The sequence below is a fragment of the Diplocloster hominis genome (genome assembly GCF_032380655.1).
Taxonomy (GTDB): Bacteria; Bacillota; Clostridia; order Lachnospirales; family Lachnospiraceae; genus Diplocloster; species Diplocloster hominis.
On the sequence record NZ_JAWDIY010000016.1, the window covers coordinates 96,658 to 109,965 of the forward strand.

General features: G+C 42.9%; 14 protein-coding genes. 4 read left to right on the forward strand and 10 right to left on the reverse strand.

The features are described from left to right. Positions 1-44 precede the first annotated feature (44 nt). The 3 genes from ABC831_RS15480 (at position 45) to ABC831_RS15490 (ending at position 5,189) form a co-directional block, all read left to right on the forward strand. Entirely contained in the window at positions 45-1,778 is a 1,734-nt protein-coding gene (locus ABC831_RS15480) for an ABC transporter ATP-binding protein (RefSeq protein WP_343249038.1), read from the forward strand. After that, the gene (locus ABC831_RS15485) at positions 1,771-3,684 is read left to right on the forward strand and encodes an ABC transporter ATP-binding protein (protein ID WP_343249011.1); all 1,914 of its coding nucleotides are present in this window, start codon (positions 1,771-1,773) and stop codon (positions 3,682-3,684) included. Before ABC831_RS15480 ends, ABC831_RS15485 begins: the two co-directional genes overlap by 8 nt. Positions 3,685-4,583: 899 nt before the next feature. Next, a complete protein-coding gene (locus ABC831_RS15490) occupies positions 4,584-5,189 on the forward strand; it encodes a DUF4317 family protein (RefSeq protein ID WP_343249039.1) in 606 nt (201 codons plus the stop codon). Between the two features lie 15 nt (positions 5,190-5,204). Here the strand turns inward: ABC831_RS15490 and ABC831_RS15495 are convergent, their stop codons facing one another. From ABC831_RS15495 to ABC831_RS15505, 3 genes are all read right to left on the reverse strand, one after another. Next, positions 5,205-6,260, reverse strand: coding sequence for a tyrosine-type recombinase/integrase (locus tag ABC831_RS15495; RefSeq protein ID WP_343249012.1), 1,056 nt, complete (start codon positions 6,258-6,260; stop codon positions 5,205-5,207). 621 nt (positions 6,261-6,881) lie between these two features. Then, positions 6,882-7,034 (reverse strand): hypothetical protein, encoded by a 153-nt coding sequence (locus ABC831_RS15500; RefSeq protein WP_343249013.1) that lies wholly within the window; start codon positions 7,032-7,034, stop codon positions 6,882-6,884. A gap of 327 nt (positions 7,035-7,361) precedes the next feature. Continuing rightward, positions 7,362-7,706 (reverse strand): LysM peptidoglycan-binding domain-containing protein, encoded by a 345-nt coding sequence (locus ABC831_RS15505; RefSeq protein WP_343249014.1) that lies wholly within the window; start codon positions 7,704-7,706, stop codon positions 7,362-7,364. A 246-nt stretch (positions 7,707-7,952) separates the two neighbouring features. Between ABC831_RS15505 and lexA the strand changes: the two genes are divergently transcribed. Next, positions 7,953-8,570 carry a transcriptional repressor LexA gene (gene lexA / locus ABC831_RS15510; RefSeq protein ID WP_158353960.1) on the forward strand — a complete coding sequence of 206 codons (618 nt, stop codon included), beginning with the start codon at positions 7,953-7,955 and terminating at the stop codon, positions 8,568-8,570. A gap of 166 nt (positions 8,571-8,736) precedes the next feature. Here lexA and ABC831_RS15515 read toward each other — a convergent pair whose 3' ends face one another. The 7 genes from ABC831_RS15515 to rpmA all read right to left on the reverse strand — a co-directional run bounded on the left by ABC831_RS15515 (position 8,737) and on the right by rpmA (position 13,304). Continuing rightward, positions 8,737-9,489, reverse strand: a complete 753-nt coding sequence (locus ABC831_RS15515) for a GNAT family N-acetyltransferase (RefSeq protein WP_343249015.1) — start codon at positions 9,487-9,489, stop codon at positions 8,737-8,739. Positions 9,490-9,531: 42 nt separating this feature from the next. Beyond that, positions 9,532-9,900 (reverse strand): ribosome silencing factor, encoded by a 369-nt coding sequence (rsfS, locus tag ABC831_RS15520; RefSeq protein ID WP_343249016.1) that lies wholly within the window; start codon positions 9,898-9,900, stop codon positions 9,532-9,534. Positions 9,901-9,919: 19 nt separating this feature from the next. Beyond that, positions 9,920-10,573, reverse strand: coding sequence for a bis(5'-nucleosyl)-tetraphosphatase (symmetrical) YqeK (yqeK, locus tag ABC831_RS15525; RefSeq protein WP_343249017.1), 654 nt, complete (start codon positions 10,571-10,573; stop codon positions 9,920-9,922). Between the two features lie 12 nt (positions 10,574-10,585). Further along, positions 10,586-11,218: a nicotinate-nucleotide adenylyltransferase gene (gene nadD, locus ABC831_RS15530; RefSeq protein ID WP_343249018.1), complete on the reverse strand. Its 633-nt coding sequence runs from the start codon at positions 11,216-11,218 to the stop codon at positions 10,586-10,588. A 53-nt stretch (positions 11,219-11,271) separates the two neighbouring features. Further along, complete coding sequence (yhbY, locus tag ABC831_RS15535) at positions 11,272-11,562, reverse strand: ribosome assembly RNA-binding protein YhbY (protein WP_343249019.1); 291 nt, start codon at positions 11,560-11,562, stop codon at positions 11,272-11,274. 9 nt (positions 11,563-11,571) lie between these two features. Then, positions 11,572-12,867 carry a GTPase ObgE gene (gene obgE / locus ABC831_RS15540; protein WP_343249020.1) on the reverse strand — a complete coding sequence of 432 codons (1,296 nt, stop codon included), beginning with the start codon at positions 12,865-12,867 and terminating at the stop codon, positions 11,572-11,574. 152 nt (positions 12,868-13,019) lie between these two features. Next, complete coding sequence (gene rpmA, locus ABC831_RS15545; RefSeq protein ID WP_158344223.1) at positions 13,020-13,304, reverse strand: 50S ribosomal protein L27; 285 nt, start codon at positions 13,302-13,304, stop codon at positions 13,020-13,022. Between the last annotated feature and the right edge of the window lie 4 nt (positions 13,305-13,308).

The following is a 13,308-nucleotide window of genomic DNA, read 5'->3' on the forward strand; positions in this document are numbered from 1 at the left end:
TTTTTTTGATTGGGACAAATGAATATGGAAAGGGGAAGAGAGCTGTGCTTCGGCGTTACTTAAAATATTTTCATAATTATAAGAAATATCTGTTTATCAGCTGTATCTGCGTAGTGTTGGAAACCACCTTTGAACTGATTATTCCAATGCTGATGGCCAATATTATTGATATTGGGGTGGCCAACAAGGATCTGTCCTATATTTTTCGCAGAGGCGGTGAGATGGTATTCTGCGCGCTGCTGTCCCTGATGCTGGGGATCTTGTACGCGAAATTCGCGGCGTTATCCGGTCAGGGATTTGGGGCGGAATTAAGAAAAGAGGAATTCCAAAAGCTCCAGGAGTTTTCCTTTGGAAATATGGACCGGTTTTCCACCTCGTCGCTGGTGACTAGACTCACCAGTGATGTCACGATTCTTCAAAATGCCATCAGCAATGGAATCCGTCCTACGGTCCGGGGACCGCTGATGTTAATTATAGCGCTGGCAATGTCCTTTTGGATTAACGCCAGGCTGGCTCTGGTTTTTGTGGTCGCACTCCCGGTACTGGGCGTCGCGCTTATACTCATCATTCGGCATCTGCGGCCCATGTACGGAAAGATGCAGCGGGCCGTGGACCTGGTGAACCGGACTGTCCAGGAGAATCTGATCGCTATCCGGGTGGTGAAGTCTTTTGTCCGCGGGGATCATGAGATTCAGAAGTTCCGGGATGTCAATGAAGAACTGAAGTCTGCCAGTGAAAAAGCTTTTCATTATGCGGTATTGAATATGCCGTGTTTTCAATTTGTCATGTACGGGACGATCATCGCTATCCTCTGGTTCGGCGGTAATCTGATTACGGTCGGGGGAATGCAAGTCGGGGCTCTGACGGGTTTCCTAAGCTATGTATTACAGATTTTGAATTCGCTCATGATGCTCTCAAATGTATTTATGATGCTGACCAGAAGTATCACCAGCGCGGTACGGATCGAGGAGGTTCTGGAGGAAAGAAGTGAAATCACGGACGAAAACGTAAGAGAGATCGAAGTCAGGCGGGGTGACGTGGATTTCGAGAATGTCAGTTTTAAATATAAGTCGGATGCGAAGGAATACGTTCTGAAAAATATTGATTTGCATATGAAAGCGGGACAGACGATCGGTATCATCGGAGGCACCGGTGCCGCCAAATCCACATTGGTTCAGCTCATCCCCAGGCTGTACGAAGTGACGGACGGATCTGTGAAAATCGATGGGATTGATGTGAGGGAATATCCCATGCAGCATCTGCGGGACGCGATCGGTATGGTGCTGCAGCGAAATACCCTGTTCTCCGGATCGATACGGGATAATCTGAAATGGGGAAATGAGAGCGCGGATGACGAGGAACTGTTAAGAGCCTGTGAGATCGCCTGCGCGGATGAATTTATATTTAAAATGCCGAAGGGGCTGGATACCGATCTGGGCCAGGGAGGCGTCAATGTATCCGGCGGGCAGAAACAGCGGCTGTGTATTGCCAGAGCTCTGCTGAAAAAGCCCAGGATTCTGATCCTGGATGACTCTACCAGCGCCGTGGATACCGCCACGGAACAAAAAATCCGCAGGGGGCTTAACAAAGAGCTAAAGGATACCACGAAAATCATAATCGCTCAGCGCATCAGTTCGGTAAAACATGCCGATCAGATTATCGTGCTGGAAGACGGGGAAATAAACGCGGTGGGAACACACGAAACATTGTGCGCCGCGAACCCGATCTACCAGGAAATATATTATTCCCAGCAGGAAGGAGCGGAAGAGAATGGCTAAATTAGTCGACTATAAAAAGCCCAAAAACGTCCGGAAGACTCTGAAACTTCTGTTCCGGTATCTGCGCAGGCACCTGATTGCATTTCTGGCCGTTACAGTGATGGTTATCGTATCTGCCCTGGCCAATATATATGGTACCTATCTGCTGAAGCCGGTCATCAATCAATATATCGTACCCGGCAATGTACCAGGGCTGATTCGAATGCTGTTGTTTATGGGAGCCATCTATCTTACGGGGGCGCTGTGCACGCTGGGTTACACGCAGTTAATGGTTAAAACCGCGCAGCAGGTAGTGAAGGAGATCCGAAGTGACCTGTTCATTAAGACACAGAAGCTGCCGATCGCTTATTTTGATGCAAAGACTCACGGGGAACTGATGTCCCGCTTTACGAATGATATGGATACGGTTCAGGAAGGCTTAAACAACAGTTTTACGATGATTATCCAGAGCTTTATTATCACAGTTGGCACCTTAGTTATGATCGTGGTGCTGAACGCCAGATTGTCTCTGATCGTATTTATCGCGTTTGTCTGCATGTTCGCATTTATCCGCTACAGCAGCAAAAAAAGCCAGCAGTATTTTAACGAGCAGCAAAAGTATCTGGGGAATCTGAACGGTTTTATTGAAGAAATGGTGGAAGGCGCTAAGGTAGTAAAGGTCTTTAACCATGAAGAAAAGAATATGGAAGAGTTCAGCCGCAGAAATGAGGAGCTGCGCAAAGCTTCCACATCGGCATTGACCCATGGCGGCCGGATGGTTCCGGTGGTGGTCAGCATTTCTTATCTGAATTACGCGGTTTCGGCTTGTATCGGCGGTCTGTTTGCCATCAGCGGACTGATGGACCTGGGAAGCCTCTCCAGTTACCTGGTCTATGTGAGGCAGACTGCGATGCCCATCAACCAATTCACACAACAGATGAATTTTATCATGGCGACCATCTCCGGTGCGGAACGGATCTTCGAGGTGATGGAAGAGGCGGAAGAGCTGGACCGGGGCGAAATCACGCTGGCTCAGGTCTGCACACAGCCGGACGGAACTTTGGCCGAATGCATTGTCTCATCTGATGAAAGAGGTATGGCTTCTGAAAAAAATAGGATTTTGCAGGAGAGAGAAGAGGAGGAGTGGGCTTGGAAATGCCCGCAGCCGGACGGCAGCTTTGTGCTCCGGCCGATGCAGGGAGATGTCCGATTTCATGATGTGACCTTCGAATACGTCAAGGGCCAGCCCATCCTTCACGATATAGATTTGTATGCCAAACCGGGACAGAAAATAGCGTTTGTAGGGTCCACAGGCGCGGGAAAGACTACCATTACCAACCTGATCAACCGTTTCTATGAGATTGCGGAGGGAAGTATCACCTATGATGGGATCGATATTAAAAAGATCCGAAAGGATGATCTGAGACATTCTCTGTCCCAGGTTCTGCAGGATACCCATCTGTTCACAGGGACAATCGAAGATAACATACGCTATGGTAAACTGGACGCTTCCTATGAGGAAGTGGTAGCTGCGGCTAAGCTTGCGAATGCGGATTCCTTTATCCGGCGGCTGCCGAATGGATATCAGACCATGCTTCAAAGCGATGGTGCGAATCTGTCCCAGGGTCAGCGCCAGCTGCTGTCCATTGCCCGCGCTGCGATTGCGGACCCTCTGGTATTGATTCTGGATGAGGCGACCAGCTCAGTCGATACCCGAACGGAAAAGCTCATCGAAAAAGGAATGGACCGCCTAATGCGGGGGCGAACTGTATTTGTGATCGCCCACAGGCTTTCGACTGTGCGCAACGCCGACGCGATCATGGTTTTGGAAAATGGACGGATCATAGAGCGGGGAGATCATGATGATCTGCTGAGGCAGAAAGGACGGTATTATCAACTGTATCATGGGATGTTTGAATTGTCTTAGAGATAGGGTACCAGGGCATAATAGAAATCTGTGTCAATAGAAATGGAAATTGTCTGTTTCGGATGCTGTGATTTTCTAAATTATGGTCGAATGAATGGCATAAGAATAAGAGAGGAGAAAATCATAAGAGGTCTTTTTTCTTATTTCACCGGTAACAAGGAGTATATATCTCATAAGCCTGATACAGAAATAGGGATAACTGAATGTTCATAATCAGAAAATACTTGTTGTTTATCTAATAACAACCTAATACAGGAAGTTTTAAACTTTCAGAAATAGATGTATTATAGATTGCAGTATGTTTATTATTTTCAAGAAAGTTTACGTAATATATTTATGTAAACATATAGTTATGTTAATTGACCTGATGTTAATTGAAAATGATCTATATATAGGTTGTTATTAGGTAAACAACCAGTATTTTCTGATTGGGATCAGTTACATTGAAAAAAACGTTATATGGATTAGAGTAAGAAAGAGAAGAGGGGGGCAAAAGTCCCTCTCTTATTTACAGTAATTATTCAATGATAGTGGGTAAATGAAGGTTTACATTGCCAATATTACATAGTAAACTATGTTTATATTATTATAGTGTATTATAGTTTGCTGGTATCGTATGGTTTCTGGTGCCATAGTTCTGGTATCGTATGGTTTCTGGTGCCTTCAGATTGCAGTTATTGTAAGTTTAGATTGATGTTATTGTAAGTTAAATAATAAAGGAAGCATATCAGAACGGTGACTCTGCCTTTATTATTTGATTGATGAAATAAAAAATGATAATCTTAAAATCAGAATGATAATCTTAAAATCAGCAGGAAATGGGATACAAGGGGGATATTTCTATGGTGAATGGTATAGATAAGAAAATAAATATAACAGAGACAATTAATAGAGAAGATATGCTTGAGTTAACCAGGCGCATGACACTGGCGAGAACCTCTATGACAAGGATTGCCGGAAGCTATATGGATGCTGGCGGTGACATCGATGGTACATTTAATACGAATTTTTTAAAGCTAACGCCTGTGGAAAAAGGAAAGAAACTTACGATTGCGAAGGAGATTCCTTTTTCCGGTACAAACGAAAACTTAAAACGATACAGATTCCCGGAGGATGCCACGAAACCCGGCAGTATATGGCAGCTTCTCATGGCAATGAAAACCTGTGGCCTGAAGGATGATGTATTGATGGAAACTTTTTATGATTTGATAGCTGAGAGTTATCAGACAGATCACGATTACGCGGTTTTGGTGTTCCATGACCGTTATGATATCCCGGCGAAAGCATCCGACCATGTAAGATTGTGGGAATCAGAAGAAGTATTTGAATATATAATCTGTGCCATTTGTCCGCTGAAAGGCGATTATGAGCCGGAGAAGCCGGAGTGTGGATTCCTTTTTCCGGCTTATTCCGACCGCTGTGCAAAATTAAATGAGATCGATGTATTTCAGGCAGATACCCGAAACCCCCATATAGCATTATTGAAAATTTTAGGACTTTGCTGACTCTGACTGCTGACCCTAACTTTCCCGAAGTTTTACAGCGGAAGCTGCCTTGCGACGCCGGTTTTCGTCAATTGCCGCGTAGTGTTTTCGAGTAGTATTTACATCTTTGTGGCCCAATACATCCGCAACCAGATAGATATCGCCGGTTTCCTGATAAAGAGTTGTACCATAGGTGCTGCGAAGTTTATGGGGAGTTATTTTTTTCATAGGAGTAATCTGGCGTGTATATTTTTTTACCATATTTTCTACAGCCTGCACACCGATCCGCTTGCGCTGCGTGGACAGAAACAGGGCATTTTCATGGCCCGGCAGCGGATTTTGGTTATCTCTGGAATTCTCCAGAAATTCTTTTAACGCATGTTCAACTTCGTCGCCGAAATAGACAACCATTTCATTTCCGCCTTTTCGGACGACTTTTATTCCATTATTTTTAAAATCCACATCGTTTAAATCCAGCCCCACACACTCTGATACACGGATTCCAGTACCCAAAAGCAAGGTTATGATCGCCAGATCCCTATATTTTGTTTTCTCATAATAAGCCTTTCGCTGACCGGTCAGTTCCGATCCGCAAGTTTCGACATAATCCAGCAGGGAAGCTACCTCATCAGGATCCAAACGGATAATGGCTTTTTCATGGAGTTTCGGCATGTCTACCAGTAAGGTCGGATTCGTCTTGATTAATTGCCGCTTGAAATAATAGGTATAAAAACTTCGCAGAGCGGACATTTTTCTGGAAAGGCCTTTTTCACCGTTAGTGATTATTTTGGAATCGGCGTCGTATACTTTGAGATATTCCTGATATTCTTCAATATCAACAGCCTCTAATCGATCCAAATCCTCAACCTTAAAGTCGGATGAACTGTAATTTTTATATATGGGATTGTTCTCGATGAGAAAATGGAAAAAAACTCTCAGGTCATAGGCATATGAAATGCGCGTTTTTGTAGAGGTGGTTGGCTCAATCGCCCGGAAGTAGTCTTTGGCAAATGGTGGGAGAGTTTTCAGAATTTCGCGGAGCTTTAGTGTGTTATTGATATTGCTCTGTTCATGATAGGTCATTGTATCCATATTTGTTCATCCTTTCCTGGATAAGATTATTAATACCGTTAATTTGTTTAAATTGAAAACTTATTATGGGAATAATTATTTGCCGTAATTCTTCATGTAGATTATGATACATCCGTATGATGATAATAAAGTGTTTCGATTGGAGCAACTGGGTTATATAGTATAACAATAGCATGATTTAAAAACGATACAAATAATTCTGGCGGGGATTGAGGAGAATAAGCATTTATTAATTTTGATTATATCAGATATAGATAATTTTAGCAATATCTATTTAATAAACCTGTATTTGTCGTATAGATTGACCAATGCTTCTTCCAGCCAGTCTAAATTCGTAAATGATGCGCTGCGTTGACCACGCGTCTCCATAATATTTAGTTCCAACATTTATACTTAATTTTTCATGTTCAAATATCTTAATTTTTATAAATAAATAAGATAAATGTAATTTGATTCTGTAATTGCGGGAAAAAATTCTTTTAACTCATAAGGGGCTCCTGTATCTGAATAAATCAGATTTTCCAAATTCAGAATTGTAAAATTCGCCGGGAGTTCAAAAAGTTCTTTTTCATCTTGTAACCCTTTTTCATCTTGTAACCGTGGATTCTAAGGTTTCTTATTCTACTGTTTTCTATAGATCGCTTGGGTACCCATTCCATATTCATCCGTCAGGATCACACCCATCTGTTCTTTATATACAATGCTGTCACTTAGTTCCGAACAGACAGATTCAGGCAGATAACTGCAGTACTTTCTGTTTTCTTTGTATTCCATAGAAATGTTCCGATCTCTGGTTCCGCAATAGTTCCTCAATAGTTCCGCACTATAGATTCCTTTATCCTGAACCTTGTATAAAGTTCTACATTCACTTAAAACCTGCCAGGCAGTCTGCGGCTGATCCCATAGGACTTCCCCTATCTTACCCCCATTCAATAAAATATGATACCAGCGTTCCCCTCTGGCACCCAGCCTCTCTTCTCTCTCGTATATCTCTTAAATTGATATAAATAATAAACAGCCCAGATACAATACCCGGGCTGTTTATTTCTTATCAACGCAATTCCACTGCTATTGATAAGGCACCATAAAATTTTATCGGATTTATCTGATATACTCATGAGAATAATAAGGAACTGTTATATACTGTCCCGCTTGAATATATTCATTCTCCAGATGGTTCATAGAAACCAATTCTTTCATATATCGGTCCAGAGATGGATATTCCTCAGAACAATACTCCTGTGCGATACTCCATAAGGTATCACCAGCTTCCACCTGAATGCTTTTAAAATATTTATAAGTAACATCCGGATCTGCATGGCCTTCTGCTTTTACCGATACCCCAACGCTGATAGATAAAGCGGCCAATAAACAAAATGAAAATACCAGAATACCAAATTTCCTGATCAGAATGCGGTTACCTCTTCTCTTCTTACTATTTTCCATAATAGCTGCCCCCTTAAAACCGAACGTATGATACGAACAAATGTTGCGAACGCATGTTCTTTATATGACTATTATAATAATCGAACAGTTGTTTGTCAAGAGGATAAGAAAAAAATCGAACAGATATTCCGAAAATTTGTTTGCTATTTTAAATGTATCATGTTATGATTAATAAAAATAAAGCTGATTATTATTACAACTGATATAAGAATCTTAATATCCGCAGCGACACAGGAGGTAAAACGAATGGGATATGGAAAGATCACAAAAAAACAGAATGAGATTTTAGAATACATAAAGAACGAGATCTTGAACAAAGGTTATCCGCCTGCCGTACGGGAAATATGTGAAGCGGTCCATTTAAAATCCACTTCTTCCGTTCATTCACATCTGGAAACCCTGGAGAAAAATGGTTATATCCGCCGGGACCCTACAAAGCCCAGAGCCATCGAAATCATCGATGATAATTTTAATCTGGTTCGCCGGGAGGTTGTAAATGTGCCGGTTGTCGGTACGGTTGCCGCAGGATCGCCGATTCTTGCAGTTGAAAATATTGAAAATTATTTTCCGATTCCCACAGAGTATATGCCGAATGAGGAAAGCTTTATGCTGAATGTAAAAGGCGACAGTATGGTGAATGCAGGAATTTTTAACGGGGACCGTGTGCTGGTACAAAAGCAGCAGACCGCAGAGAATGGAGATATTGTGGTTGCCCTGGTGGATGATTCCGCCACAGTAAAAACGTATTACAAAGAAGACGGTTACTATCGCCTTCAGCCAGAAAATGATTCCATGGAGCCAATTATTGTAACAGAAGTTGAAATATTGGGTAAAGTATTCGGCGTATTCCGCCTGTACTCCTGATTTGCGGGATATTGTCTGTTATCAGTTATATTATTGCAAAAAATCAAGGGAGAATACAAAACGGTATCTCTCCCTTGATTTATCACATGCTTGTTATAGTGCTTGTTTTAGCTAATTTCTATTTTAAAACAAAATTCTGTAAAAACGAAACTTCGAAATAATCGTTTCATTTTTTCAATATTCTTTGTACGGCGGAGACATCTAACAAATTTACAGTCTCAAATTTTCCTTTATAAAACACACTCCAATTATTAAATACGCAGGGCAATTCCTTTGCTTTTTGAAGTGTATCCACATGAATAAAAGATACAGGAATGCCATTCAGCTCACAATACTGTTCTATCCCTTCCATATTCTGATAGATATAAGGACACTGCATATCATAATAAATTGTCAGTTCTTTGTTCTCTATTTCATGATTTTTAACATTTTGTGCAAATTTGGGCATTGTCCCGTCAAATGAAAGCGCAAGCAATTCATATCCATCATCCGTAGTGTCAACAACCTCAAATCCGAATTTCTTTGCAAAGGATTGGTCGGAAAGCCAGGCTTTTTGTTTCTTGGCTCCCAGCATACAGACACCTGATTTCCCTTTTGCTTTGGCATCGTCTAAACAATACTCCATCAACGATTTACCATATCCTTTTCCTTTGTAATCGCCAGATACCCATAAGCAATACAAATAATAATAGTTGTCACCAATTATGGGTACCCAAGCAGTTTCAAGAGGTGCATATTCAATAAAAACCACAGCCTTCGCATTTAACTTTCGAAAGACATGGCCTTCCTTTAGCCGTTCTGAAAGCCATTGCCTCTTTGCCTCAACTCCCTGATGGGGTTTTCTGCTTCGGATAATGCAGCATAAATGCTCATTGGCAAGGTTTTCAGATGTTATGTTTATGAAATCCGTATGATTCATGTGTCCCCTCTCTTCACGTGGGAATTTAGCTATCCTTAGCCTCTAATCCGCCTTCAGATCCGTGACCTCAATCGTTCTCCCATCCCGCCAGATCCGTTCCAGATCATAGAACAGACGGTTTTCCGGGTCAAAGATATGAATTATTATATCGCCGTAATCCAGCAATACCCAATTGGCCGTATTGTACCCCTCCTGGTGTTTCATATCATATCCGGCCTGATGGAGAACCTTATCTACATTGTCGACCAACGCCTGGATCTGATTTCTGTTCGTTCCGTTTGCGATTATAAAGTAATCGGCCAGAACACTGACCTGAGAGATATCGATGATCCGGATATCCTCCGCCTTTTTCTCTTCCAGTGCTGCGCAAGCCAGCTGTGCCATTTCCTTGCTGATATTTTTTTCGCTCATTATAATTCTCCTTTCGCATTTAGTTTGGGAGTAATTCGTTCAATTCATTTTCTTCCTGCTGCTTTTTAATATAATTTATGACATCGTCGGAGGAATGTTCGAAATCCTCCTTGTAATATTCAAATGCTTTCTGAGTCATAGGGTCAATATCCCCCCCGTTTTCCGTCAGGTAGTTCAAAGTATCCTTAAGAATCTGAAACAACGCCAGGTTAATATCCTCAAATGCCATTTTCCGCACCACATTAAGATTCGCTGCCTTATAGCGCTGCGGTTCGATATAATCGGCGATATATACGATTTTATCCAGCAAAGACATATTGGGCTTCCCGGTCGTATGGTTAATGATGGCCTGGATAATCTCTTTGTCCTTGATTTTATACTGATTCATAGCCAGAAATGCTCCGACTTTCGCATGGAGTAAAAAAGGCGTTTTGCGCTCTACATCCGTCATCTGGATGTTATGCTTGATACACAGCTGAAGCTTTTTCTCATCAGGGATACATTTGGCACAGTCGTGAAGCAGACCGGCCACCTGGGCCTTTTTTATATCATATTCATAACGCATCGCAAGCGCCGCACAGGTATAGGACACTCCTAACGTGTGCTCGAAACGGTCATCATCCAATACCTTGCGAAGTCGTTTCGTATATTTTTTGATATCATAATCTTTCATTTGCAACACCTGCTATCTTTCCATTTGATAAAGATGATTCCGATAGATATACCGTTCCACATCCGGCGGCACATAGTATTGGATACTTTTGTGTTCTTCCACCATCCGGCGGATCATGTGGGAAGAAATATCTATATTTGGAGTCTTCAGCAGTTCGAAACTACCATTGAACTTAGAAGACAGGTACTCCACCTGCTTTTGAAGTTCCGGATTCTTCAGATTATATCGGGTTGCCGCCAGAACCGTACAGTTTTCACAGATCCTGGCCGGTTCCCGCCATGTTTCAAAATCAAACAGCGAATCCGCTCCCATAATAAAATAATATTCCACATGGGGGTTGATATTCTTCAGAAATTCCAGTGTTTCAAAAGTATAGGAATATCCATTCCGTTCGGCCTCGATCAAAGATAAATCAAAATGCCGGTTATCACTGATCGCAAGCTGAACCATCTGAATTCGATGGCGGATAGGCGTATACAATGTTTCCTTTTTATGAGGCGGATTGCCATTAGGCATGACCAGTATTTTCTCAAGTCCATACTGGTCATAAGCCTGTTCCGCGATAATTAAGTGACCGATATGGATCGGATCAAAGGTTCCGCCCATAATGCCTATCTTTTTATGTGGATCTTGTCCTAATATCATAACTGTCTATCCTCTTACATGAATGCTTCGTACACATGGGTTACGATCGGCAGTCAGGGCAGCACGATTTTTTTCTTTTCGTCTTTTCCCTCTTTATACAATACGATCTTTTTACCAATCACCTGTACTACCTGGGAACGGGTACGCTCTGATATCATGGAAGCCAATTCCCTTGGATCATCGAAACAATTCTTCAGTACGCTGATCTTAATAAGTTCCCGGGCATCCAGGGCTTCCTGAAGCGCTTTTGTAATCTCCGGCGTCAGGCTGTTTTTACCGACCTGAAAGATCGGATCTATTTTCTGTGCCAGGCTCATGAGATATGCTCTTTGTTTACTGGTCATAAGTTCCTCCTATTTATAATAATCAAATTCCAGGCTGTACATACGTACGGTGTCCCCCTCCTGGATTCCTGCGTTTTCCAGGTCAGCTAAAATCCCGCTTTCCTTCAGGAAACGCTGGAAAAATGCGAATCCTTTTTCCGAATCCAGATTCGTATACCCCAGCATACGTTCGATCTTAGGGCCTTCCACCAGATAGACACCTTCTTCCTCCTCCGATTTTTCAACCGTATAAGGAAGATTGTTCTGGATACTCAGGTCTTCGGGGAAAAATTCAGGCTCGAAGACCGTAGTTTCCGTACCGATCTCCTGCAGCTGTTCCCGTACATAATATAACAGTTCCTTAAGCCCCTGACCGCTGACCGCGGATATCGCGAACACATGGATTCCTTTTGGCTCAAATTCCTCTTTCAAACGCCGGATCGGATCGCTTTCGTCCTGCTCGTAGATCGCATCGATTTTATTGGCAGCGATCACCTGCGGTCTGGATGCGATCTCCGGGTTATAGGCCTTTAATTCCTTATTTATCGCATAAATGTCGGCTACCGGGTCTCTCCCTTCTGTGGAAGCGGCATCGACCATATGGATAATCACTTTCGTGCGTTCAATGTGTCGTAAAAACTCGTGCCCCAACCCCACACCCTCAGAAGCTCCTTCTATCAGCCCCGGGATATCGGCGATGACGAAGCCGTCACCGTCGTCAAAATCCACTACTCCGAGATTGGGATTTAAGGTGGTAAAATGGTAGTTGGCGATTTTTGGCCGGGCATTGGTTACTCTGGACAATAAGGTCGATTTTCCCACATTGGGGAATCCAACCAGGCCCACATCGGCGATTACCTTTAACTCCAGCTGCACCATCAACTCCTGTGCCGGCTGCCCTGGCTGCGCGTATTTGGGAACCTGCATGGTGGCGGTAGCATAGTGCATATTCCCCTGCCCTCCGCGTCCGCCTTTTAATACCACCTGGCGAATATTATCCCCGGACATATCGGCGACGATTTTTCCGGTACTCTCTTCCCGGATGATAGTTCCAGCCGGAACCTTTAAAATGATATCCTGTCCGTCTTTTCCGTGGCACCGGCGTTTTCCGCCCTCTTCTCCGTCTACGGCCGCATATTTTCTCTTATGCCTGTAATCCGTCAAAGTATTCAGGCCCTCGTCCACCTCAAAGATGACATCTCCGCCGCGTCCGCCGTCACCGCCATCCGGCCCGCCGTTGGGAACATAGAGCTCTCTGCGGAAACTGACATGGCCGTCTCCGCCTTTGCCGGATCGGATATATATTTTTGCTCGGTCTGCAAACATAGTGATTCACCTCGTTTCTAATATCGTTTATTATACCCTGTTTTATTTATTTTGGCATTTTTTGATTTAAATTTCAACTTATTTCATAGGAGCACTTTCTTATGAAATAAGAAAAAAGACCTCAAATCGCTGATTTGAGGTCTTATGGTCAATTATTTAGATACCGGAACGACAGAAACTTGTTTCTTGTCTCTTCCTTTTCTTTCAAATCGAACGATACCGTCTGATGTTGCAAACAATGTATCGTCGCCTCCACGTCCAACGTTTACACCAGGGTGAATCTTTGTTCCACGCTGTCTGTAAAGAATGTTGCCGGCTTTTACAAACTGTCCGTCGGCTCTTTTGGCACCCAGTCTCTTGGACTCGGAATCACGGCCGTTCTTTGTGGAACCTACCCCTTTTTTATGAGCAAAGAATTGAAGGTTCATCTGAATCATGGTA